This is a genomic window from Pseudomonas abietaniphila (assembly GCF_900100795.1).
Classification (GTDB): Bacteria; Pseudomonadota; Gammaproteobacteria; order Pseudomonadales; family Pseudomonadaceae; genus Aquipseudomonas; species Aquipseudomonas abietaniphila.
In genome coordinates, this window is sequence record NZ_FNCO01000009.1 from 217,334 (window position 1) to 238,486 (window position 21,153).

At 60.1% G+C, this 21,153-nt stretch carries 19 protein-coding genes and 2 pseudogenes; 11 read left to right on the forward strand and 10 right to left on the reverse strand.

Annotation, left to right across the window (positions count from 1 at the left end; genetic code table 11):
* Positions 1-61: 61 nt before the first annotated feature.
* Positions 62-946: a LysR family transcriptional regulator gene (locus BLS87_RS18700; RefSeq protein ID WP_074754483.1), complete on the forward strand. Its 885-nt coding sequence runs from the start codon at positions 62-64 to the stop codon at positions 944-946.
* Positions 947-1,047: 101 nt separating this feature from the next.
* Here BLS87_RS18700 and BLS87_RS18705 read toward each other — a convergent pair whose 3' ends face one another.
* Positions 1,048-1,440 (reverse strand): cupin domain-containing protein, encoded by a 393-nt coding sequence (locus BLS87_RS18705; RefSeq protein ID WP_074754485.1) that lies wholly within the window; start codon positions 1,438-1,440, stop codon positions 1,048-1,050.
* Positions 1,441-1,669: 229 nt separating this feature from the next.
* Between BLS87_RS18705 and BLS87_RS18710 the strand changes: the two genes are divergently transcribed.
* On the forward strand, positions 1,670-2,206 hold the full coding sequence (locus tag BLS87_RS18710) for a 2,4'-dihydroxyacetophenone dioxygenase family protein (protein WP_074754342.1): 537 nt from the start codon (positions 1,670-1,672) through the stop codon (positions 2,204-2,206).
* Positions 2,207-2,310: 104 nt separating this feature from the next.
* On the forward strand, positions 2,311-3,210 hold the full coding sequence (locus BLS87_RS18715; protein ID WP_074754344.1) for a LysR family transcriptional regulator: 900 nt from the start codon (positions 2,311-2,313) through the stop codon (positions 3,208-3,210).
* A 37-nt stretch (positions 3,211-3,247) separates the two neighbouring features.
* Here BLS87_RS18715 and BLS87_RS18720 read toward each other — a convergent pair whose 3' ends face one another.
* Positions 3,248-3,883 carry a cupin domain-containing protein gene (locus tag BLS87_RS18720; RefSeq protein ID WP_083370713.1) on the reverse strand — a complete coding sequence of 212 codons (636 nt, stop codon included), beginning with the start codon at positions 3,881-3,883 and terminating at the stop codon, positions 3,248-3,250.
* A gap of 376 nt (positions 3,884-4,259) precedes the next feature.
* Between BLS87_RS18720 and BLS87_RS18725 the strand changes: the two genes are divergently transcribed.
* From BLS87_RS18725 to BLS87_RS18745, 5 genes are all read left to right on the forward strand, one after another.
* Positions 4,260-5,321: an ABC transporter substrate-binding protein gene (locus BLS87_RS18725; RefSeq protein ID WP_074754346.1), complete on the forward strand. Its 1,062-nt coding sequence runs from the start codon at positions 4,260-4,262 to the stop codon at positions 5,319-5,321.
* 166 nt (positions 5,322-5,487) lie between these two features.
* Positions 5,488-6,567, forward strand: a complete 1,080-nt coding sequence (locus BLS87_RS18730; RefSeq protein WP_074754348.1) for an ABC transporter ATP-binding protein — start codon at positions 5,488-5,490, stop codon at positions 6,565-6,567.
* A gap of 10 nt (positions 6,568-6,577) precedes the next feature.
* Positions 6,578-7,825 carry an ABC transporter permease gene (locus BLS87_RS18735; RefSeq protein WP_074754350.1) on the forward strand — a complete coding sequence of 416 codons (1,248 nt, stop codon included), beginning with the start codon at positions 6,578-6,580 and terminating at the stop codon, positions 7,823-7,825.
* Between the two features lie 5 nt (positions 7,826-7,830).
* Positions 7,831-8,655: an ABC transporter permease gene (locus BLS87_RS18740; RefSeq protein ID WP_074754352.1), complete on the forward strand. Its 825-nt coding sequence runs from the start codon at positions 7,831-7,833 to the stop codon at positions 8,653-8,655.
* A 101-nt stretch (positions 8,656-8,756) separates the two neighbouring features.
* Positions 8,757-10,004 (forward strand): aspartate aminotransferase family protein, encoded by a 1,248-nt coding sequence (locus tag BLS87_RS18745; RefSeq protein WP_074754354.1) that lies wholly within the window; start codon positions 8,757-8,759, stop codon positions 10,002-10,004.
* A 567-nt stretch (positions 10,005-10,571) separates the two neighbouring features.
* On the opposite strand, the gene BLS87_RS18750 is transcribed toward BLS87_RS18745, so the two are convergent.
* A complete protein-coding gene (locus BLS87_RS18750; protein ID WP_074754356.1) occupies positions 10,572-11,411 on the reverse strand; it encodes an AraC family transcriptional regulator in 840 nt (279 codons plus the stop codon).
* A 277-nt stretch (positions 11,412-11,688) separates the two neighbouring features.
* On the opposite strand from BLS87_RS18750, the gene BLS87_RS18755 reads away from it, so the two are divergent.
* Positions 11,689-12,420, forward strand: a complete 732-nt coding sequence (locus BLS87_RS18755; RefSeq protein WP_074754358.1) for a CatB-related O-acetyltransferase — start codon at positions 11,689-11,691, stop codon at positions 12,418-12,420.
* Here the strand turns inward: BLS87_RS18755 and BLS87_RS18760 are convergent, their stop codons facing one another.
* Positions 12,421-13,374 carry an alpha/beta hydrolase gene (locus BLS87_RS18760; protein WP_074754359.1) on the reverse strand — a complete coding sequence of 318 codons (954 nt, stop codon included), beginning with the start codon at positions 13,372-13,374 and terminating at the stop codon, positions 12,421-12,423.
* A 440-nt stretch (positions 13,375-13,814) separates the two neighbouring features.
* A complete protein-coding gene (gene deoC / locus BLS87_RS18765; RefSeq protein ID WP_074754361.1) occupies positions 13,815-14,495 on the reverse strand; it encodes a deoxyribose-phosphate aldolase in 681 nt (226 codons plus the stop codon).
* 143 nt (positions 14,496-14,638) lie between these two features.
* Here deoC and deoR point away from each other — a divergent pair, with 143 nt between their 5' ends.
* Positions 14,639-15,409, forward strand: coding sequence for a DNA-binding transcriptional repressor DeoR (gene deoR / locus BLS87_RS18770; protein WP_074754363.1), 771 nt, complete (start codon positions 14,639-14,641; stop codon positions 15,407-15,409).
* Between the two features lie 126 nt (positions 15,410-15,535).
* Here deoR and BLS87_RS18775 read toward each other — a convergent pair whose 3' ends face one another.
* The 5 genes and pseudogenes from BLS87_RS18775 to BLS87_RS34670 form a co-directional block, all read right to left on the reverse strand.
* A complete protein-coding gene (locus BLS87_RS18775; protein ID WP_074754365.1) occupies positions 15,536-16,621 on the reverse strand; it encodes an aldose 1-epimerase family protein in 1,086 nt (361 codons plus the stop codon).
* Positions 16,618-17,949 (reverse strand): L-fucose:H+ symporter permease, encoded by a 1,332-nt coding sequence (gene fucP, locus BLS87_RS18780; protein ID WP_074754367.1) that lies wholly within the window; start codon positions 17,947-17,949, stop codon positions 16,618-16,620. The genes BLS87_RS18775 and fucP overlap by 4 nt, the downstream gene beginning before the upstream one ends.
* Positions 17,950-18,029: 80 nt before the next feature.
* Positions 18,030-18,950, reverse strand: coding sequence for a ribokinase (gene rbsK / locus BLS87_RS18785; protein ID WP_074754369.1), 921 nt, complete (start codon positions 18,948-18,950; stop codon positions 18,030-18,032).
* 510 nt (positions 18,951-19,460) lie between these two features.
* A pseudogene (locus tag BLS87_RS18790) lies at positions 19,461-19,619 on the reverse strand (5-oxoproline transporter, DUF969 family subunit); the annotation flags it as partial.
* 94 nt (positions 19,620-19,713) lie between these two features.
* Positions 19,714-19,815: pseudogene (locus BLS87_RS34670) on the reverse strand (OprD family outer membrane porin); the annotation flags it as partial.
* Positions 19,816-20,141: 326 nt separating this feature from the next.
* Here BLS87_RS34670 and BLS87_RS18795 point away from each other — a divergent pair.
* On the forward strand, positions 20,142-21,143 hold the full coding sequence (locus tag BLS87_RS18795; RefSeq protein ID WP_074754371.1) for an AraC family transcriptional regulator: 1,002 nt from the start codon (positions 20,142-20,144) through the stop codon (positions 21,141-21,143).
* The last annotated feature ends 10 nt before the right edge of the window (positions 21,144-21,153 follow it).

Consider the following 21,153-nt stretch of genomic DNA (forward strand, 5'->3'; position numbering starts at 1 on the left):
GCATTTGCATATACCGGCGTTCATGTATGCTGAACGCTTTCTGCAATGTTCGGACACAACCATGCACTTCGACCTGGCTGACTTGCGCCTCTTCATTCACATCGGTGAATCCCCAAGCCTGACCCAGGGCGCTCGCCGTGCTTTTCTGTCTCCTGCTGCCGCCAGTGCGCGCATTAAGGCACTTGAGGGTCAGCTCGATACGCGCCTGCTCTATCGCGACAGCCGGGGGGTCGAACTGACCCCGGCCGGGCAACGTCTGCTCAAGCACGCGCGGCTGATCATGAGTCAGGTGGATTACCTGAAGAGTGAGTTCACCCATTACGGGACAGACTCGGCCGGGCACATCCGCATCTTCGCCAACACCACCGCCGTGACCGAGTTTTTGCCTGAAGTACTGGCCGGGTTTCTTGCCAAGCGGCCAGGCGTGACGGTGGACCTGCAGGAACGGTTATCGCGCGACATCGTGCGCGGCGTGCTCGACGGCAGCACCGACATAGGCATCATTGCCGGCCCCGTCGAAGCCGCAGGCTTGCAGATCATCCACTTCAGCACCGACCGCCTGGTGCTGACGGTGCCAGAAGGACACGAGCTTTCGAAGCAGAAGAAAGTCACGCTCAAACAGACCCTGGCGTTTCAGCACATCGGTCTGCACGAAGGCAGCACGTTGTTGAGTTTTCTACGCGATCACGTCGAGCGGCTGGGACAGAATCTTTCGTTGCGGATTCAGGTGTCGAGCTTCGAAGCGATTTGCCGGATGGTGGAAGCGGGCGTGGGCATCGGCATCATCCCCGAGTCGGCGGCACTGCGGCACAGCAAAACCATGAAGCTGGTGACCATTGAGCTGGACGAGCCATGGGCTGTACGCGAGCGCAGCATTCTGGTCCGGGAACTGGACGCCCTGCCAGGCGTGGTCAGGGCGTTGATTGCGACGTTGATGCCGGGTTAGCGAAAACACCGCACTCACTGAAAGTGCCCGTATGGCTGTCTGATCTGGAGCGTCAAAAATTCAGTCTTCATCCGGATGCGGCGGGTCAGGCGCCTCAGCACTCAGATCCACACGTCATTTTGCGCCGTGCGCTCGTTGGTGTCGTCGCCGGTATTGATCACGCCGGCCGGCTCGATCAGCATCAGCTTCACTTCTTTCTCGGCATAGGGTTTGTGCTCCAGGCCCTTTGGCACGACGTACAACTCGCCGGCGTTGAGCTCGACGAAGCCGTCACGAAAATCGATGCGCAGGCAGCCTTCGAGCACGATGAAGGTTTCATCGGTGTCGGCGTGGCTGTGCCACAAAAAGTCCCCTTCCAGGCGCGCCAGCTTGAACTGGTAGTCGTTCATTTGTGCAACGACCTTGGGCTGCCATTGCTCGGTGAACAGGCTGTATTTCTGAGCGAAGTTGATGGGTGTACGGACGGTTGAGCGGGTATGCGCGGTATCGGGGATAGACACGTGAGCGACTCCAAAGGGTTCGGTGGAGCGGTGAATCTAAGGGGTACCCGCCGGGAACGTCTTGTACGTTATTGCAAGCGCCATGGCTGTTACCTGTGACGCAGATTCATAGCAGGTGTGCCAGCAAGGGGCTTTTTCCTCTTTCAGGAACGGCATAGGCTGAACTCAACCCTGGACATTCGAGCATCCCGGGATTCAGATCACCTACCGTGAGCAGCCGCCGATGAGCACACCCGCCAAGCCAGACGAACTCGACATTCCCTATCAATTGCCACAAGTGCCGTATATGACGCCAGACATGGTGCACCCTGGCGTGCTCACGACCTGGCTCGACGACGACAACCTCTGGGTGCCAGTGACCCGTTCCGTTTCATTCAAGCCGCTGCTGCTCAGCACCACCGGGGGCTACTACATCAACCTGCTGCGCGTTCGCCAGAGTGGTGTGCTGTCCCGTCATCGCCACAGCGGCGGGGTTCACGCGATCGTGTTGAAAGGCCGCTGGTATTACCTGGAGCACGACTGGGTCGCCGAAGAGGGCTCTTTTGCCTACGAGCCGCCAGGTGAAACCCATACTTTGTTCGTGCCGGAAGACGTCGAGGAAATGATCACCTGGTTTCACGTTCAGGGCGGCTACACCTATGTCGATCCTCAGGGTGTCGCGGTCGGCTACGAAGACGTGTTCACCAAGCTTGAAGCCGCACGTAAACACTACAAATCCCTGGGCCTGCCTGACGATTACATCGAGCAGTTCATTCGCTGAGTGGTGCCGCGAGAGACGACAGGCGCGCCGTGGGCGCGTTTGTTGTTCGAGGGTCGAAATACTGGCAGGCTGCATGGCAAATCACAGGCGGTCACGAGAGGCGGATGGATAACTACTCACAGATGCTGGCGTTCATGTGGGCGACCGAACACGGCAGCTTTTCCGCTGCAGGGCGCGCGCACGGGCTGACCCCGTCAGCGGTGAGCAAGCTGATCACTCGCCTTGAAAACCGCTTGCAGGCCCGGCTTTTTCAGCGCGGCACACGCAGCCTCACCCTGACGGAAGAAGGCTCGGCGTACCTGCTCAGCGCGCGCGAAGTCATTAATGCCATGGCCGAAGCGGACTCGCTGGCCGAAGCCTTTCCGAACCGGGTCAGCGGATCGCTGCGCATCCACACCATGACCACGTTCGCCAAACACCAGATTCTGCCGTGGCTGCCGGAATTCCTGTCCACTTACCCGGGGCTGACCGTCGACATTCAGGTGGGCGCGCAGTACGTGGACACTTTCGATCAGGGGCTGGATGTCGCAATCCACAGCGGCGTGCTGTCTGACTCGTCCCGAGTGGCGAAAAAGATCGGCGAAAGCGCGTGGATCACCTGCGCGTCGCCCGCGTACCTGGCGCGACGAGGCACGCCGTCCCGGCCGCAGGACTTGCTCGCCCACGACTGCTTCAATTTTGGTTTCACCAGCGCCTGGAACAACTGGCGGTTCTCGACACCGGAAGGCGTGGTGACGGTGCCCATCACGCCCAAAGCGGCGTTCGCTCAAGGAGACCTGCTACGCGAGATAGCGCTGGGCGGAGCAGGAATCGTGCGCTTGGCGCAGTTTCACATCGGCGAAGACATTCGTGCCGGGCGACTCGTCCCGTTGCTGACCGAATTCGACCTGCCGGACAAAGAGCCGCTGTACCTGATCTATTCGAACAGAAAGCACCTGAGCCCCAGAATCCGCGTGTTTCGCGATTTTCTGGAGAACAGGCTGCGGGAGTCGCCTTGGGATTAATGCCATGCATCCGCGCGCCTGAGCGCAGGCACAGACGTCAGAACGTCGGCGGCGACACCGCGCTGACCACCACGCACACTTCATCGAAGGGGTTTCTCATCCGGTGCGGCAGGCGGCTGTCGAAGTAGTACGCGTCTCCGACCGACAGGACCCGCACCTCATCGCCCACGGTCATTTCCAGCCGGCCTTCGATGATGATGCCGCCCTCCTCGGCTTCGTGGGAGTAAAGCTCTTCGCCTTCCTGGCCGGTGTCGGCGCCGGGTTCGTAGCGTTCGTGCAGGATCATCATCGAGCTGTTGGTCAGGTTGGCGCCCACCTGTCGATACGACAGCATTTTGCCGTCCGCCAGTTCGACCAGCTCGTTGGCCTTGTAGAACACCGCGCGATCGACCACGGCGGAGTCTGAAAAAAACACGCTCAAGGTCACGTTGAGTGGCTTGAGCAAGCGCTTGAGGATACTGACTGAGGGGCTGGATTTGTCCCGCTCGATGATCGACAGCGTGGCGTGAGGCACGCCTGCCAGTTCGGCGAGGCCGCGTATGGACAAGCCCCGGCTTTGTCGGAGGGCCTTGAGCCGCGCACCGACGGAGTCGGTTTCTTCGCCCGCGATCTCGTCTTCAGGCGGCTCTTCCGGCGCGTGGGGGTTGCGGCTGATCGCCGGCGTATCGGTCACGGTGTTATTCCTCGAATGAACGCAACACATCACGGCGCTGCCGTGCTGTGGTTTGCGCGCGCGCAATGCCAAGGGAATCGCGGCGCACCATGTTGGGTATTTCGCACCAACACGCGTCACCTGACAAGCGCAAAAGTAACAGGCGGGAATCGCGCTCGGTCTGGCAAGGCGCTGCCTGGCGAGCGTGCAGGCGACAGCGGGCGCGGAAATGCGTGTGGCCGAATATCAAATTTCAGGCATGAAAAATCAATCGCTTACCGGTCATCCGGGCAATTTCAGTTTTCAGAGGCGCACGAAAATAAAACTTGCGTCGCAGATTTCGCAGTGGTAAAAATTTTTACCACCACAACACACACCATCTGCGTCGAGGTTCCAAATGCACAAGAAGCACAAGCCGTGCCACGCGTTAGCCGCTCTCGCGTTTGCCGTCGCCGGTCTGGCCGCCGCACAGACTGCAAGCGCCCGTGACCTGACCATCGTTTCCTGGGGAGGAAACTTTCAGGACGCGCAACGGGAAATTTTCTTCACGCCGTTTGCCCAGCAAACCGGCAAGAAAGTCCTCGACCAAAGCTGGGACGGTGGCGTGGGTGTCCTCGACGCCAAAGTGAAAGTCGGCAACCCGAACTGGGACGTCGTCGAAGTGGAAGCCGAAGACCTGGCGCTGGGTTGCGACTCGGGGCTCTACGAAAAAATCGACTGGGCGAAAGTCGGCAACAAGGCTGACTTCATCCCCGAAGCCGTGAACGACTGCGGCGTCGGCGCGATCGTGTGGAACACCGGTGTGGCGTGGGACGGTGACAAGCTGAAAACTGCACCGACCTCGTGGGCCGACTTCTTCGACACGCAGAAATTTCCAGGCAAACGCGGCCTGCGCAAAGGCCCTAAATACTCGCTGGAATTCGCCCTCATCGCCGACGGCGTGAAGCCCGCCGACGTGTACAAAGTGCTGCGCACCCCTGAAGGCGTGGACCGCGCGTTCAACAAGCTGAACAGCATCAAATCCAGCATCGTCTGGTGGGAAGCCGGCGCCCAGCCGCTGCAGATGCTGTCCGCGGGCGACGTGGTCATGAGCTCGGCCTACAACGGCCGCATCACCGGTTTCAACCGTAACGAAGGCAAGCACTTCAAGTTCCTGTGGAACGGCAGCGTGTCGGCGATCGACTCCTGGACCGTGCTCAAGGGCAGCGAAAACAAAGCAGCCGCCATGGACTTCATCGCGTTCGCCAGCAAGCCGGAAAACCTGTCCAAGCTGCCGAAGTTCATCGCCTACGGCCTGCCCAACAAGAAAGCCAACGACCTGGTGCCGGCAGACCTGAAGGCCGACCTGCCGACCACGCCGGACAATCTCGCCGCCGCGCTGCCGCTGGACGTCGAGTTCTGGGTCGACAACACCGAGTCGCTTACCGAGCGTTTCAACGCCTGGATCGCGCAGAAGTAAGACTCACCTTCCCGGCCGCCCGCTTCAGGGCGGCGGTTTAACCCATGAATGATCCCCGCCTCGCGCTGTTCGCGAGGTGCGGTCACTGTTTGCTTCTTCATTTTGCGTGAGCAGGCAGATGAGTAGCGAAAACGGATTCTGCCTACTCCCTGATGAGGGCTGCGACATGAAACACCTGGTCAGCTTCAAGAACATACAAAAAACCTACGACGGCTTTCGTCCTGTCGTCAAAGACCTGAACCTGGACATCAAGGAAGGCGAATTCGTCACCCTGCTCGGCCCTTCCGGCTCGGGCAAAACCACCAGTCTGATGATGCTGGCCGGTTTTGAAACGCCCACCCACGGCGAGATTTTCCTGAAAGACAAGCCGCTGCATAACCTGCCGCCGCACAAGCGCGACATCGGCATGGTGTTTCAGAACTACGCGCTGTTCCCGCACATGACCATTGAGGAAAACCTCGCGTTTCCGCTGTCCGTGCGCAAGATGAACCGTATAGAGCGGGCCGAGAAAGTCCGCCGCGCCTTGGACATGGTCCGGCTCAACGATTTCGCAAAACGCTACCCGGCGCAAATGTCCGGCGGCCAGCAGCAGCGTGTAGCCCTGGCGCGGGCACTGGTGTTCGAGCCCAAGCTGGTGCTGATGGACGAACCGCTCGGCGCACTCGACAAGCAACTGCGCGAACACATGCAGCTGGAAATCAAGCATCTGCACAAGCAACTCGGGCTCACCGTCGTCTACGTGACCCATGATCAGAGCGAAGCCCTGACGATGTCGGATCGCGTGGCGGTGTTCAACGACGGCGTGATTCAGCAGATCGACAGCCCGGCCGCCATTTACGAAACCCCGACCAAAAGCTTCGTGGCGCAGTTCATCGGTGAGAACAACACGTTGCTGGGCACCGTGCTTTCCAGAGACGCGACCCACTCCAGCGTCCGTCTCAAGGACGGCAGCATCGTGCAGGCAATCACGGTCACCGACGCGCAACCGGGCGAGTCCGTCGCGCTGTGCATCCGCCCTGAGCGCGTGATTGTCAGCGCCGCCGGAACAACGCCTTTGACCGCGCGCATCCGCGAGTACATCTACCTCGGTGACCACGTGCGGATGATCACCGAAATCGCCGGCCAGCCTGACTTCATGATCAAGCTGCCGACCGCGCAGATGGACAGCAGCTGGACCGTCGGCAGCTCCATTTCCCTCTCGTGGGCGCCCGAGCATATTCGCGCCCTCGACGTCATCCAGCACTGAGGCGCCGATCATGAGCCAGACCGCCACACTGCTTCAGGGCGATGAAGATACCTTCGACCTGAGGGCCAAGCTGCGCAAGTCCCAGCGCGCCTACAAACTGAAGTCCCTTGCGCTGATCGCTCCGTTGTTCCTGTTCGTGCTGGTGTGCTTTGCATTCCCCATCGGCACGATGCTCAGTCGCAGCGTCGACAACCCTGAAGTCAATACGGCGATGCCGGCGACGACTGCCGCCTTGAGCACTTGGCAAGGCAACGCACTGCCTGATGAACGCACCTACGTGGCCTTGATCAAGGACCTGGCCGATGCCAAAGAGAACGGTCAGATTCTGGCGCTGAGCAAACGCCTGAGTTACGAAATTCCGGACTACCGCACGGTCATCACCAAGACCTTGCGCAAGTTGCCGGACGACAGCGCCGCATCGAAACGCGACGCGCTCATTGAGGTCGACAGGGCCTGGGGCGACGTCACCTACTGGAAAGCGCTCAAGCAAGCTTCGTCGAAACTGACGCCGTATTACCTGCTGGCCTCGCTGGATCATCGCTTTGATCCGGCGGCGGGCAGCATCGTCAAGGCCGATCCCAATCAGTCGATCTACGTCGACATCTTCGCCCGCACGTTCTACATCGGCGCCATCGTCACGGTGCTCTGCCTGTTGCTCGGATTTCCCGTGGCGTACTGGCTGGCGATCCTGCCGGAAGGCAAAAGCAACCTGCTGATGATCTGCGTGCTGCTGCCGTTTTGGACCTCGTTGATCGTGCGCACGGCGGCGTGGATCGTGCTGTTGCAATCGGACGGTCTGATCAATCGGACCTTGATGTTCCTCGGCGTCGTGGATGCGCCGATCCAACTGGTGTTCAACAGGACCGGGGTGATCATCGCGATGACCCATGTGCTGCTGCCGTTCATGATCCTGCCGCTGTACAGCGTCATGAAAAGCATTCCGTCGAACTACGTGCGTGCCGCCATTTCCCTGGGTGCTCACCCGTTCGTGGCGTTCTGGCGCGTCTATGTCCCGCAGACCGTCGCGGGGCTGGCAGCGGGCGGTTTGCTCACGTTCATCCTTGCCATCGGTTACTACGTGACACCCGCGCTGGTGGGCGGCGCTGCCGATCAGATGGTCAGCTACTTCGTCGCGTTCTACACCAACAAGACGGTGAACTGGGGCATGGCGTCGGCGCTCGGCAGCCTGCTGCTGATCGCGACGCTGTTGCTCTACGTGGTGTACGGCAAGCTCACCCAACCGACCCAGGCGAGGTAATCGACATGTTGCAGCCTTATGCGTCCCCCGCTGAAAAGCTCGCCCGGTTCGCCCTGGTGTCGGCGTCCATCCTGATCCTGCTGTTCCTGATCGTGCCGATCCTGGTGATCATTCCGCTGTCGTTCAATTCTTCGTCGTTCCTGACGTACCCCATGGACGGTTTTTCCTTGCGTTGGTACGAGGAGTTGATGTCTTCGCAGGACTGGCAGCAGGCGTTCAAGAACAGCTTCATCATCGCGCCCGGCGCCACGTTGCTGGCGATGGTCTTCGGCACCATGGCTTCAGTGGGCCTGTGCCGGGGTGACTTCCGCTTCAAAAGCGTGGTCATGGCGTTTCTGATCTCGCCGATGATCGTGCCGCTGATCATCGTGGCGGTCGGCCTGTACTTCTTCTTCGCCAAGCTGCAATTGCTCAACAGCTACATCGGCCTGGTGCTGGCCCACGCCATGCTCGGCGTGCCCTTCGTCGTGATCACGGTCAACGCCACGCTGCAGGGGTTCAACACCAACCTGAGCCGCGCCGCAGCAAGCCTCGGCGCGCCGCCGTTGACCGTGTTCTTCAGGGTCGTGTTGCCGCTGATTGCGCCGGGTGTGATCTCCGGCGGGCTGTTTGCGTTTGCGACCTCCTTCGATGAAGTGGTGGTCACGCTGTTCCTCGCCAGCCCGTCGCAACGCACCCTGCCGCTGCAGATGTTCGCCGGGATCCGGGAGAACATCAGCCCGAACATCGCCGCCGTCGCCACCATCATGGTCGTTTTGTCGGTGCTGATGTTGCTGACGCTGGAGGTGCTGAGGCGGCGCAACGAAAAACTGAAGGTAAAACAAGAATAAGCAGGCCGCGCCGCCCTGTCGGCCGCATCGAAGAAAACCACGTGACGCCTCCCGGACCGCCTTCGGGACGGCAAACTACTGTCCAGATTCAGAGGTTCAAAATGGCTAACTTAGTTGGCGATGTATCCAGCGCTGCCCGCATCCTTCCGGAATTGAACGGCGAGAAGCTGTTCATTCGTCACGGCAAGGGCGCGTATCTCTGGGACGACAAGGGCCGCCAGTACATCGACACCGCGCTGGGTTTCGGCGCGGTGTTGCTCGGGCACGCCAATGACTCGGTCAACGCCGGCGTGACCCAAGCCCTGGCGGACAGTGCGGCGCCTTCCTGGGCGCACGTTCGCGAACACGGCGCGGCCACGGCACTGGCTCAGCACACCGGTGCGCTGAGCAAAGTGATGTTCACCAACTCCGGTAGCGAGGCAGTGCACCTGGCCTGCCGCGCGGCGCGGGCGTACACCGGTCGCAAGAAGATAGCCAAGATGGCGGCCGGTTTCGACGGCTGGTTCGATGATGTCAGCTTCGGCAACGTGACCTCGAACGAAGCGAGCTTCAGCGATGGCGCTCGCCCCACGACCGAACGGACCACGCTGCTGCGCTTCAACGACTTCGAGGATGTGGAGCGACTGTTCGCCGAAGATCAGGACATTGCGGCGGTCATCCTGGAACCGATGCTCGCCAACGCCGGCTGCATCATGCCGCTGCCCGGTTATCTGAAGCATGTGCAGGACATCGCCCACCAGCACGGTGCGCTGGTGATCTGCGACGAAGTGCTGATGGGCTTTCGCCTGTACGCAGGCCTCGCCGGTTTGCGCGAAGGGCTGGACCCTGATTTGGCCAGCGTCGGCAAAGCCATCGGCAATGGCGTTCCGGTGTCGGCGGTGGTCGGCAAGCCCGAGATTCTGGCGGGTTTCGAGGAAGGTCGCGTGGCACGCGGCGGCACGTTCAGCGGCAACCCAATGGCCTGCGCTGCCGTGACCAGCACCTTGGCGCAGCTGGACGAAAGCGACTTTGAGGCGCTGATCGAACGCGGCGACGCGCTGCGTCAGTCGATTGAAGCTGCCTTCAAATCCCAGGGCATCACGGTGGTCACCAGCGGCTATGGAAACGTCTTTGGCATCTGGCTTTCAGCGGACGCGCCGGTGACCTATGAGCAAGCGGCGCACAAGGCGAACCCTGCATTCACCACCGCGCTTCACCTGGCATTGCGTGAAGCAGGATTGCTGATGATGCCTTCGCCTTACGGACGGATTTACATCTCGTTCGAGCACACCGACGAGGTGATTGACGCGATGAAAGCGGCATTTGAAACCGCTGCCGCAAAATTGAAGCCGGCATTTGCCGACGCTTGAAGGCTGGCCCTGAAAGCCGGCCTGCTGACGAATGCGGTGGCTCAGCGACATCCATGCTGCATGACACACCGCGTTCGTCCGAGTGCGGCCCATACCCTCGTAACCTCCGACGTCTCCTACAGGTATTGCGGCGTTTCGGGGATTTTGCGGCACACATCGATTTGTAGGAGCCGGCTTGCTGGCGAATGCGGTGGGTCAGCGACATCCATGCTGCATGACACACCGCGTTCGTCCGAGTGCGGCCCATACCCTCGTAACCTCCGACGTCTCCTACAGGTATTGCGGCGTTTCGGGGATTTTGCGGCACACATCGATTTGTAGGAGCCGGCTTGCTGGCGAATGCGGTAGGTCAGCGACATTCATGCTGCATGACACACCGCATTCGTCCGAGTGCGGCCCATACCCTCGTAACCTCCGACGTCTCCTACAGGTAATGCGGGGTTACCAGAATTTGCGGTGGACACTCAACCTGTGGGAGCGAGCTTGGTCTGGGCGGCATTCCGACGAAGGAGGTGGGTCAGTGACATCGCCGGTGACTGATGCACTCCCCCGCTCTCAGGCTTGAGATCACATCCCAGTGCCGAGCATCTTCAGCCACCGGCCTGGCGGGTAACCATAGGTCTTCACGAAATGCCGCGTCATGTGGCTTTGATCGGAAAATCCGGCCATCACGGACGCGTCACTCAGCGACACGCCCAGTGAAATCGAATGCCGCACCAGATCCAGTCTTCGCAGGGTCAGGTAGCGATGCGGGCTGGTGCCGAACAGCACGCGAAAATCCCGCGACAGGCGCCAGCGGTCGGTGTCACTGGCCTGCTCCAGTTGGTCGAGGCTGACGCCCTGCTCCAGGCTCGCCATCAGCAACTCCCGCGCACGCTCGGCAGCCGCATAGTCAACCGATTGCCGCCCCTTGCGCACGCCCGCCGCGTCCTGCAGCGCCATGGCAATGTCGAACACTGCATCGTCCAGCTCCAGCGGATCGAGCGTTGTGTGCAAGTCCTGCAACAACCCCTGCGTCGCTTTGAACAACCGCGGATCGCTGGACACACCGCCTTTAATAAACGGCAACGGTTTGCCGCCCAGCACATCCTGAATCATCGCCGGTTCCAGGTAGAACATCCGATAGCGAAAACCGTCTTCGGTGCCCGCATGCCCGTCGTGCGGCTCATCGGGGTGCAACACCATGGTCTGACCTGGCAGGTTGTTCACCCGCTCCTTGCCGTACTGAAAGCTTTGCACGCCCGACAAGGTATGCCCGATGGCATAGGTGTCGTGCCGATGCATCTCGAAACCATGGCCATGGAAAAACGCCTCGATCCGCTCCATCTGCGGTAACGGTTTGGCACGCACCACCCAGTCCCGCTCGGAATGGGCGAGGTGGGCTTCTCCGTTTGAATATTTATCCATCGTGACGACTCATGATCGAAAGGTTGCAACGCGACACAGATACCATCTGGCAACATTATTGGGAATGTTCAGGTGCATGGACGGTCCGACGGGCTGCGTCAGATTGATCCAGCACCTTTCAGACGACTGACGCGTGACCCACGGGTTCTCGTTTACCGGAATGGCCATTAATGTGACACCATCGAGAACCGTTCTCAAATAAAAACAGGCGCGTGGCATCGACCGATTCGGCACACGCAGCCCTTGATGCCTCCTTCTTTACGCGGACTGCCTCACTATGAATTTTCTGCGCCGTAGCGTGCTTGATCGACAGCTCAAACACTCCCTGTCCCGCAACAAATGCCGACTGGACAGTGGCATCCGAGGCCTGCGCAAGGATATGGAGCTGACCCTGGAATACGGCGTGAAGCTGCACCAGATCAAGATCAACGCCAGCAAACTGAGCATCGGCGCCTACACCGATATCGTCAGCGGTTCAGAGCTGCAAAATGTCTCCAGCATCGGCCGCTACTGCTCCATTGCCCGCAATGTGACCATCGGTCAAAACCGGAAATCGCATCCACTGAGCTGGCTCAGCTCCCACAGTGGTCTGGTCGGCCTGCGTCAGCGCCAAAGCCCCGCCACCTCGACTCACGAGGAGGTCAAGCAGACCGTCGTCGGGCATGACGTGTGGATCGGCATGGACGTGTTGATTCTGGAAGGCGTTACCATTGGCACCGGCGCGGTGATTGGCGCTCAGTCGCTCATCACCAAGGATGTTCCGCCGTACGCCATCGTGACGGGGTCGCCGGGCAAGGTGCAGCGCTATCGCTTCGAGCCGCACATCATCGACGGATTGCTCGCCAGCCAGTGGTGGAACCTGACCCCGCATCAACTCGCCGAACTGCCGATTGAAGACCCCGAGGCGCTGCTGGACGCGTTGAAAGGTTTTGTCGTGCCGGACAGTCACCCGGGCAAGGTCGTGGTGCGCAACCAGCCATTTGCGGTGGACTACCACGCAGCGCAGTGACTAACCCGACTGTTTCGTGCTGACCGCAGCGTCGTTGGTGGCATGCGCGTCAGGCATCCTGGCATTGAGCAGCGCCTGAATCGCCTGATTGTAGGCCTGTCGTCCCAGGTTCATGCTGTTGTTGTGATTGCCACCGGGCACCATCAGCAGATGCTTGGGCTCTTGCGCCGCCTGGAAAAGCGCCTGGCTGAAGCGCGGCGAGACGAACGGATCGGCGGTCCCGTGAACGATCAGGAGCGGCATGTGGACCTCGGCGATTTTGTCGATGGAGTCGAATTTTTGCGACACCAGCCAGCGCACCGGCAGCGATGTTCGCGTACTTGCAACGGACGCCGCCACATCGGCGAGGTTGGTGAAGGTCGACTCGATAATCAGGCCGCGCGCCTGTATCGGCTCCTTTCCCGTTTGCGCATCGCGGCCCAGCTCGGCGGCCAGGTCCACGGCCACCGCACCACCGAGCGAATGCCCGTAGATCAGGCGCTTCTGCGGATCGGGCTGCAGTTGCTTCAACCGCTCCCAGGCGATCCGCGCATCCTCGTACACCGAGGCTTCAGAGGGCAGCTGCCCTTTGCTTTCGCCAAAGCCGCGATAGTCGATGGCCAGCACGGAAAAGCCCAAGGCATGCAATTGTTCGATGCGAAAGAACTGACCGGTGAGATTCCAGCGCGACCCATGCAGGTAAAGCACAGCGGGCGCGTCCTTTTTTTCCGCCAGCCACCACCAGGCGTGGATGTTCTGGGAGACGCCAAACGACGGCGCCTTGAGCTCCAGGACCTGAACGTCTTCCGGGATCCCGTGATACCAACTGGCGACGCCCGGTTCGATCATGAACACCAGCTCCCGCTCCTTGTGCTGCAATGCCGCGCACCCGACCGGCAGGCCGACGACGATCAACAGCATGCACAGCCAGAAAAACCAGCGCGCCTTGAAGTGGGCCAGGGAGAGTTGCGGCATAAAGCGTTTCCGGTGTGAGAGGACGTACAGGGGCAGTGTGCCACTCATTACCGAGGCAGGTCATGTCTGTCTGCTGAAAGGAAAGCCAGCTTTGCATGCTTGAACGTCAGAGGACTGACGAAGCCTGCGAGGTGGTTTGAATCTGTGGCTTGCTGGCGATTGCGGTGGGTCAGCAGCATCAAGGGTGAATGACACACCGCAATCGCGACCGTCGTAACCTCCGATTGCTCCTACAGGAATCGGGGGCACCAAAGACTTGAGCATGACGCGGATACTGTAGGAGCTGGCTTGCTAGCGAAGGCGGTGGACCATTGAACATCATCGTCAACTGACACAGCGCTTCGCCGGAATGCCGCTTTCGTGAGCAAGCTCACTCCCACAGGTATTGCGCCGATGCGCAAACCTGGAGGCTGGCGAATCGTTTTACACGGCGGAAGGATTCAGTACCCCGAACCCGACGCCTCAGCGCCGCTGATGATGGCAATCCCGGAGCTGGTGCCCAGACGCGTGGCGCCGGCTTCGATCATGGCGATGGCCGTCTTGTAGTCGCGCACGCCACCCGACGCTTTGACGCCGACGTCGGCCCCCACGACCTTGCGCATCAGGGCAACGTCTTCGAGGGTCGCGCCGCTGCGGCTGAAACCAGTGGAGGTTTTGACGAACGCCACGTTCAGCTCGCGGCAGATTTCACAGGCTTTGGTTTTCTGCGCATCGTCGAGCAGGCAGGTTTCCAGAATCACTTTTAGCGGCACTTCACCACAGGCCTGTTTGACGGCGGCGATGTCGTCACCGACCTGATCCAGCAGGCCATCTTTCAACGCGCCTACGTTCAGCACCATGTCGATCTCGCCAGCCCCTGCCGCAATCGCCTGCTTCGCTTCGAAGGCTTTGGTGTCGCTCAAGCCGGCGCCCAACGGGAAGCCGACCACGGCGCAGACCTTGACCTGCCCATCGGTAAGCAGCGAGGCGGCGTATGGCACCTGGCCTGAGTTCACGCACACCGAATAGAATCCATGCTCCTGCGCTTCACGGCACAATGTGGCGATCTGCTCGCGAGTCGCATCGGCGGCCAGCAAGGTGTGGTCGATATACTGCGCGAGTGCTGCGGGTTCGATCTTCATTTCGGTCCTTCTTCCTGTCGGGGAGCGGGTAAGAGAAGCAGTTACCAGCGACACGCTTTAAGCTGCAAGCCTGTGCGCTTCATTTTGTGTTGTATATATAACAGTAAATGTTATTTTTTTACCATATTCAATCGACAGCCGGAATGCCTGTGGACAGTAAAAAATCCGACCGCATCAAACTGATTCAACAAGCCCTGCAGGATCAGAAAGCCATTCACCTGCGTGAAATGGCTGACCTGCTGGACGTCTCGGAAATGACGTTGCGCCGTGACCTGGGCCGTCATCCCGACAAATTCCACCTGCTGGGCGGGCACATCACGCTGGCCTTCGATCCGTCCGACGCCAGCGATTACAAGGTCACCGAGCAAGGCACGCGCCACGTCGAAGAAAAGCGCCGCATTGGCAAACTGGCAGCCGCCTTCATCAAGCCGGGTGACACCGTGTTCTTCGACTGCGGCACGACGATCCCTTTCGTCATCGATTTCATCCCCGACGAGCTGGAGTTCACTGCCGTGTGCAACTCGCTCAACGTGTTGCTCAAGCTGCAGCAGAAACCCAACTGCACCATCGTGCTGTGCGGCGGCACGTTTCATCGCAAGAACCAAGTCTTCGAGCATCACAGCGAAGCCAGCATCCTGGACGGCATTCGCCTGACCTGGGCCTTTGTCTCGGCTGCGGGTGTCAGCGATGAATTCGGCGTGACCTGCTTCAACTTCAACGAGGTCGAGGTCAAGCAGAAAGTCCTGCGCCAGGCGCGCCACTGCATGCTGCTGGCCGACCACACCAAATTCGACGCCGTGCGCACCGCGCACTTCGCCGCGCTGGAGAACTTCCATGTGGTGGTCACCGACAAGAAACTGCCCAAACCGTACCGCGACCTGATTCAAGGGTATGGGGCGCAGTTGGTGATGTGATGTTGTCTTGACAGACGCTGGCCCTTGTAGGAGCGCGCTTGCCCGCGATTGCGGTCTGTCAGTTGCAATAGTGGCGTCTGATACACCGCCATCGCGGGCAAGCGCGCTCCTACAAAAGAAATGGCATCAGCGTTTCAAATCACCTTCCAGTTGCCGCACTTCACCCGCAGCGAGATACCCCGTCGTCACGCTGAACGACGCACTCTCCCCTGCCCCCAGCATCCGCACATTGCCCTTGGACTTCTCGGCCAGGTACCCCTCGGGCTCGCAGGTGGCGGGCAATACGAACGCCGCCACCTGTTGATCGACGTTGTGCAGAATCCAGCGTGCCGCGTGGTCGAACTGCTGCGGTTTGTAACGGGTATAAAAAGCAGGCCCGTCGGGGTGCTTGAGCAGGAAATGCGCATCGCCCCTGGCGTCCGCCTGAACGCCGTCGAAGAAACAGACGATCTCCGGGTCATACAGCTCGGGCGTGTTCAAGGTCTGCAAGCGCGAGGGATCTTCCGTCAGCTCGGCCATGTACGCCGACCATGCAGGAGTCGGCTTGACATGCGCCGGCACGCTGCTGCGAACCCGCGTGCGTTCAACGCCCAGCGGCTCGACGAATTGCCCGTCCGCGACGTAGGCGTAGTTCATGTGCGCCATGTACATCAGTTCCATCGGCTTGCCGGCCAGGTTGCGCACGTCCATGCCGATGTCGAACAGCGCCGAACCGGCACGCAGCGTCACGCTGGGCCGGGCGCGATAGTGATCGCCGAAGCCCATCACGTACTCATACTCGCCGCCAACGCGCAGAAACGCGCCGGCCGCATCCTGGCCGACTTCCAGCCAGGCACTGTCCATGGGCGCGCACGGCATTTCGCCGTGCAGCGGGTGATCGTCCTGCGGGGTCGGGCAGCCGTTGCGCAGAAGGCCGCTGTGGAACATGAAGCAGCCATAGGTGCCGATCACGGTCGCACTCGGGCGCGGTTGCTCGAACATGTTGCGCATGGTCAGGTCGCAACCGTCGAACACGGCCGACCAGATCATCTGCCCCTGATACGGCAAGACCACCACGCGACCGCGATTGTTCTCCAGCGCCAGCGCCCTCACGCCGCTCGGGTACGTCCACGCCAACACGCGAAAATCCGCCGACTCGAGCAGGGTTTTCTCGTCGCCACCGAACAGCTCGGGGTAGAGCGAGATCGTGGTGCGCGTGTCGAGACCGGTCATGATGCCGTCACCGCACCGACAGGTGCTGTTTCGCTGCGCGGATCACGCATGCACTTGATCGCGTAGGCGACGATCACCACGAAGCACAACAGCGGCACGGTGTAGGCAATCTGCATATTGCCGTGGGTGGCATCGGACAGCAGGCCCTGGAAGATCGGCATGACGCCGCCACCGACAATACTCATGACCAGCAATGAGCCGCCCACGCCAGTGTCTTCGCCCAGGCCATCGATGGTCAGGCCATAAATCGTCGGCCAGCAAGGACCGAGGAAGATACTCACACCCACCGCGGCGTAAACCGCGCTGATGTTCGGCACCAGAATCGTGTACGCCAGCAGCGCAATGGTCAGCACGCCGTAGATCGCCAGCACCTTTGCAGGGTGCATCTTGCGCATCAGCAGGTTGGCAATCATCTTGCCGACGAAGTAAGCAGCAAAGGTGGTCAGCAGGAACCACGACGCGCTGCGTTCGTTCATGCCACCCATCTGCATCGCCAGGCGAATGGTGAAGCTCCACACACCGACTTGCGCCCCGACGTACAGGAACTGCGCCAGCACACCGAAGGTGAAACGCGGATTGCGCCACAAGCGCGACAGGCTCTGGCCGATGCTACTGGATTTCACGCTGGCTTTGACGATGCCTTTGCAGGCCGGGAACTTGGTGAAGGCGATCAGCACGAACATCAGAATCAGCACCGCGATCATCCATTTGTACGGCAGCAGGGTCGACTGGATCATTTCCAGTTGCTGGATCGCCGCGTCGGAGGCACTCATCTGCGTCAGCTGCTCACGGGTGGCGTCGGTGTCCTTGAACATCACGAAGCTGCCGACGTACACGCCCGCCATGGCGCCGAACGGGTGGAAGGTCTGCGAGATGTTCAGGCGGCGAGTACCGGTTTCGCGAGGGCCCATCAGGGTGGAGTAAGTGTTGCAGGCGGTTTCCAGGAACGACAGCCCCGCTGCGATGACGAACAGCGCCATCAGGAACATGCCGTACTTGGCCATGGACGCTGCCGGGAAAAACAGCGAGCAACCCACCATGTACAACAACAGGCCGATCAGAATGGTGGTCTTGTAGCTGAAACGCCGGACGACCATGGCCGCCGGAATCGCCACGAAGAAGTAACCCAGATAGAACGCCGACTGGACGAAGGCGGTCTGGAAATCGCTGAGCAGAAAGGCCTTCTTGAAGTGCGCGATCAGCACATCGTTCATGCTCGCCGCCGCCGCCCACAACGCGAAACAGCAGCACAGCAGCAGGAAGGCGAACCAGGGCGTGCGGTTCAGGTAGAACCCGTCCGGTGATTGTTGGAGCGCGGGTTTTGTCATTGTTGTTCTCCGTGAAGTGCAGGGACTGCCGCGCCACGCCGATGCGGTCATCGGTCATGGCGCGGCGGCGCGTGGATGACTTACAGCGTTTCGAGGAATTGCCCGAACTTGGCAGCGTCCGGATAGGAACTCTGAGTGCCCAGGCCGGTGACCGAACAGGCGGAGTAGGCCACCGCCTGGGTCATGGCATTGCGCATGTCACCGTCCTCGCTCCAGTGGCGAGCGAAACAACCGATGAAGGCATCGCCTGCGCCTGTCGTGTCGCGGGCGTTGACCTTAATGCCCTCGACGCGGAATTCACCCTCTTCGCCCACGTACAGCGCGCCCTTCTCGCCAAGGGTCACGATGACGTGACGAATGCCGTCCTGCACCAGTTGCAAGGCGGCAGCGCGGGCAGCCTCCAGGGAGTCGACGACTTGCCCGGTGATCAGCGCCAGCTCGGTCTCGTTGGGGATGAAAAAGTCCAGTTGCGACAGGTGCTCACGGCTCAGGCCTTTGACGGCCGGCGCGGGGTTGAGCAACACCGGGATGCCGTTGGCCTTGGCAAATTCGATGGCGTAGTAAACCGTCTCCAGCTCGATTTCCAGCTGCAGCACCATCAGTTTGCAGTCGCGCAATGCGGCGTGCGCGGCGTCGATGTCGGACGGTTTGAGGTGCGCGTTGGCGCCTTTGACGATGAGGATGCTGTTGTGCGAATCGCTCTGCACGAAGATCGGTGCGACGCCGCTGGATACGCCAGGCACGCGCTGCACGAATTGGGTGTCGATGCCGAAGCGCTTGAAGTTGGCCAAGGTGTTGTCGGCGAACATGTCGTCGCCGACCTTGCTCAGCATCAGCACGTCGGCGCCGAGCTTGGCAGCCGCGACGGCCTGGTTGGCACCCTTGCCACCGCACCCCATGGCGAAATTCGGCGCTTCAAGGGTTTCGCCCTGAGCCGGCATCCGGTCGATGTAGGTGATCAAATCCACCATGTTGCTGCCGATGACCGCGATCTTGTTCATGTGTGTGATTACCTTGTGCACGCGGTGAGGTTCTGGAAAACGAACCACAGCGCGTTATTATTTTTGTTATTTAAATAACATTTGTTGTGACTATTCAACCTATTTTTTATAGGCGGTCGTGCTGCGCAAACGAAAACGGGCCAGACATCGCTGCCTGGCCCGTGAAAACCCTGGATTTAGAGGGGTTGGCGCCGCTGGTCTATACAGACCACCGCCAGTCGCAATCGTTTGCGATCACCTTTTTTCGTCATCTCGAGATCGCTGTCAGCCGCACGCACCTGCGGCTAAACACGCTCACTGCGCATCCCACGCTCCCATGGCTGAACACGCTTCAATGTTCGCCCCACGCTCCCATGGCTGAACACGCTTCAATGTAGGAGCGCGCTTGGTCTGGGCCGCATTCGGACGATCTGCCGGGAACCGGCAGCACAACGGATGCATACGGAGTGTCAGGTAAACCGAGCAAAGCCGGGCAAAACCAACCCCCTACGCACTACATCAGGAAATACAGAACCCCGTACCGATGTTGGCAAGGAGGGTGTCCAGCGGCATGCTCGCGGCCAGGCCCGTGGCCAGTGCCACCACCAGCATCGGATTGAAGCGCAGGACAAATCCCAGAACGATCACCAGCACACCGAGCAGCGGCCAGAGGTTGATAGCGGTTTGCATAATCGAGATCTCGTGGTTGTGGTGCCCTGATTCGGGGAATGGACACATCGACGGTGGACCGACCGATTCGGCGCAGATGCCAACGCGCCGACCCCATCGGCACGGTAAAGCTGACGATCAAGCGGTTCTCGTCCAGGTCATTGCCGACGTTCGAGCGCACGGTCGCATTGCGCCACTTCAGGCCGAGGTTTTCCAGCGTGCTGCGTCCACTCCGGCGGCGTCCCTTGCTCTTCTCGACGGCCATCTTTCTGCAGGTCGGGGCGCTGCGTCCAACGGGAAAAAACCACTATGCCCGATAACATTTTCTGTTCAGCGGCGGGCTCAGGTATTTGATTGGAATAACGCCCGCCTTTAATGAGTCGCAAACTTGCGCTGCCTGAAAAAGTGTCCTGAATGCGCTCGAACGCTTCCCATGACACCACACTGGAAATGTCCGTCTTATTTTCCTGATCAATGAGTCAACAATAATATCTCGCACAACAAGAACAACAGGAGCTCGATAACTCTCCCAATGGAATCGATATGCAAAGTATTTCTTCTGCGTTCGCCCTCGCACTTATCGAGGCAATGGGCAGTGCCGATACACCGATTAATCCGCTTGCAGTAACGCTCACCAAAACGACCGCACCGTTGACGCCTGAGCGGATACCCCTGCATGAACTTTCACGGCTCATTGAAGACGTTCAGGTGCGCAGCGGGAATGAAGACCTTGGGCTGCTGGCCTATGAAAAGGCCCACCCGGCTCATTTGGGAGCCTTGGGCTACGCGGCCATGTCCAGCGCCACACTGCGCGAGGCCATGGCTCGGATGGTGGAACACCACACCATGATTGGCACCGGCTTCTGCATGTTTATGGACAGCACCGCGAGCACCCTCAGAATGGCCGGACTGTCTGCGACCCCACAGAACGCATTGCCCAGGGTCTTCGTCGATGCGGTGGCGTCGATCACGCTGGGCCTGCTCCACTGGCTCGCCCCATCGCTGCGGATTACGCCGGTCAGAGCGGAATTCATGTACGAGCAGCCCCGGAATACGGGGCGACTCGAACAACTGTTCGGTACCGACCTGCGCTTTTCATGCCCGGTGAATGCGTTGACCTTCCAGCGGGCTGACGCAGAGCATGCCGTCGCCACCTTCGATCCTTCCCTGCAACATATCCACGATCAATACCTGAAACGCTGTCAGGACGAGCAGAACAGCGACAGCATCACCGCAAGGACCACCGGCGCAATACTGCAACACCTCAATCAAGCCCGGGCACTTGGCATGGAAGACATCGCAAAGACGCTGGGGCTCTCCAACCATCAATTGATCAGGTCGCTGGACAAAGACGGGCAGCGTTTTCAAAAGCTGGTGGACACCGTTAAAAAGCAACACAGTCACCATTTGTTGATGAACACGTCGCTCAGCCTTAAACAGATTTCATACAGCGTGGGTTTCAAAAACCCCAGCGCGTTTAACAAAGCATGCGAACGATGGTTCGGTATGTCTTCGGGTACTTATCGCCTGGGCAGACGGGCCTGAGGTATTCGAA

What these genes read in the sequence shown, in the direction of transcription:
- BLS87_RS18700 (WP_074754483.1), top strand. Translation starts at nt 62, where the DNA reads ATGCACTTCGACCTGGCTGACTTGCGCCTCTTCATTCACATCGGTGAA.
- BLS87_RS18710 (WP_074754342.1), top strand. Translation starts at nt 1,670, where the DNA reads ATGAGCACACCCGCCAAGCCAGACGAACTCGACATTCCCTATCAATTG.
- BLS87_RS18715 (WP_074754344.1), top strand. Translation starts at nt 2,311, where the DNA reads ATGGATAACTACTCACAGATGCTGGCGTTCATGTGGGCGACCGAACAC.
- BLS87_RS18725 (WP_074754346.1), top strand. Translation starts at nt 4,260, where the DNA reads ATGCACAAGAAGCACAAGCCGTGCCACGCGTTAGCCGCTCTCGCGTTT.
- BLS87_RS18730 (WP_074754348.1), top strand. Translation starts at nt 5,488, where the DNA reads ATGAAACACCTGGTCAGCTTCAAGAACATACAAAAAACCTACGACGGC.
- BLS87_RS18735 (WP_074754350.1), top strand. Translation starts at nt 6,578, where the DNA reads ATGAGCCAGACCGCCACACTGCTTCAGGGCGATGAAGATACCTTCGAC.
- BLS87_RS18740 (WP_074754352.1), top strand. Translation starts at nt 7,831, where the DNA reads ATGTTGCAGCCTTATGCGTCCCCCGCTGAAAAGCTCGCCCGGTTCGCC.
- BLS87_RS18745 (WP_074754354.1), top strand. Translation starts at nt 8,757, where the DNA reads ATGGCTAACTTAGTTGGCGATGTATCCAGCGCTGCCCGCATCCTTCCG.
- BLS87_RS18750 (WP_074754356.1), bottom strand. Translation starts at nt 11,411, where the DNA reads ATGGATAAATATTCAAACGGAGAAGCCCACCTCGCCCATTCCGAGCGG.
- BLS87_RS18755 (WP_074754358.1), top strand. Translation starts at nt 11,689, where the DNA reads ATGAATTTTCTGCGCCGTAGCGTGCTTGATCGACAGCTCAAACACTCC.
- BLS87_RS18760 (WP_074754359.1), bottom strand. Translation starts at nt 13,374, where the DNA reads ATGCCGCAACTCTCCCTGGCCCACTTCAAGGCGCGCTGGTTTTTCTGG.
- deoC (WP_074754361.1), bottom strand. Translation starts at nt 14,495, where the DNA reads ATGAAGATCGAACCCGCAGCACTCGCGCAGTATATCGACCACACCTTG.
- deoR (WP_074754363.1), top strand. Translation starts at nt 14,639, where the DNA reads ATGCCTGTGGACAGTAAAAAATCCGACCGCATCAAACTGATTCAACAA.
- BLS87_RS18775 (WP_074754365.1), bottom strand. Translation starts at nt 16,621, where the DNA reads ATGACCGGTCTCGACACGCGCACCACGATCTCGCTCTACCCCGAGCTG.
- fucP (WP_074754367.1), bottom strand. Translation starts at nt 17,949, where the DNA reads ATGACAAAACCCGCGCTCCAACAATCACCGGACGGGTTCTACCTGAAC.
- rbsK (WP_074754369.1), bottom strand. Translation starts at nt 18,950, where the DNA reads ATGAACAAGATCGCGGTCATCGGCAGCAACATGGTGGATTTGATCACC.
- BLS87_RS18795 (WP_074754371.1), top strand. Translation starts at nt 20,142, where the DNA reads ATGCAAAGTATTTCTTCTGCGTTCGCCCTCGCACTTATCGAGGCAATG.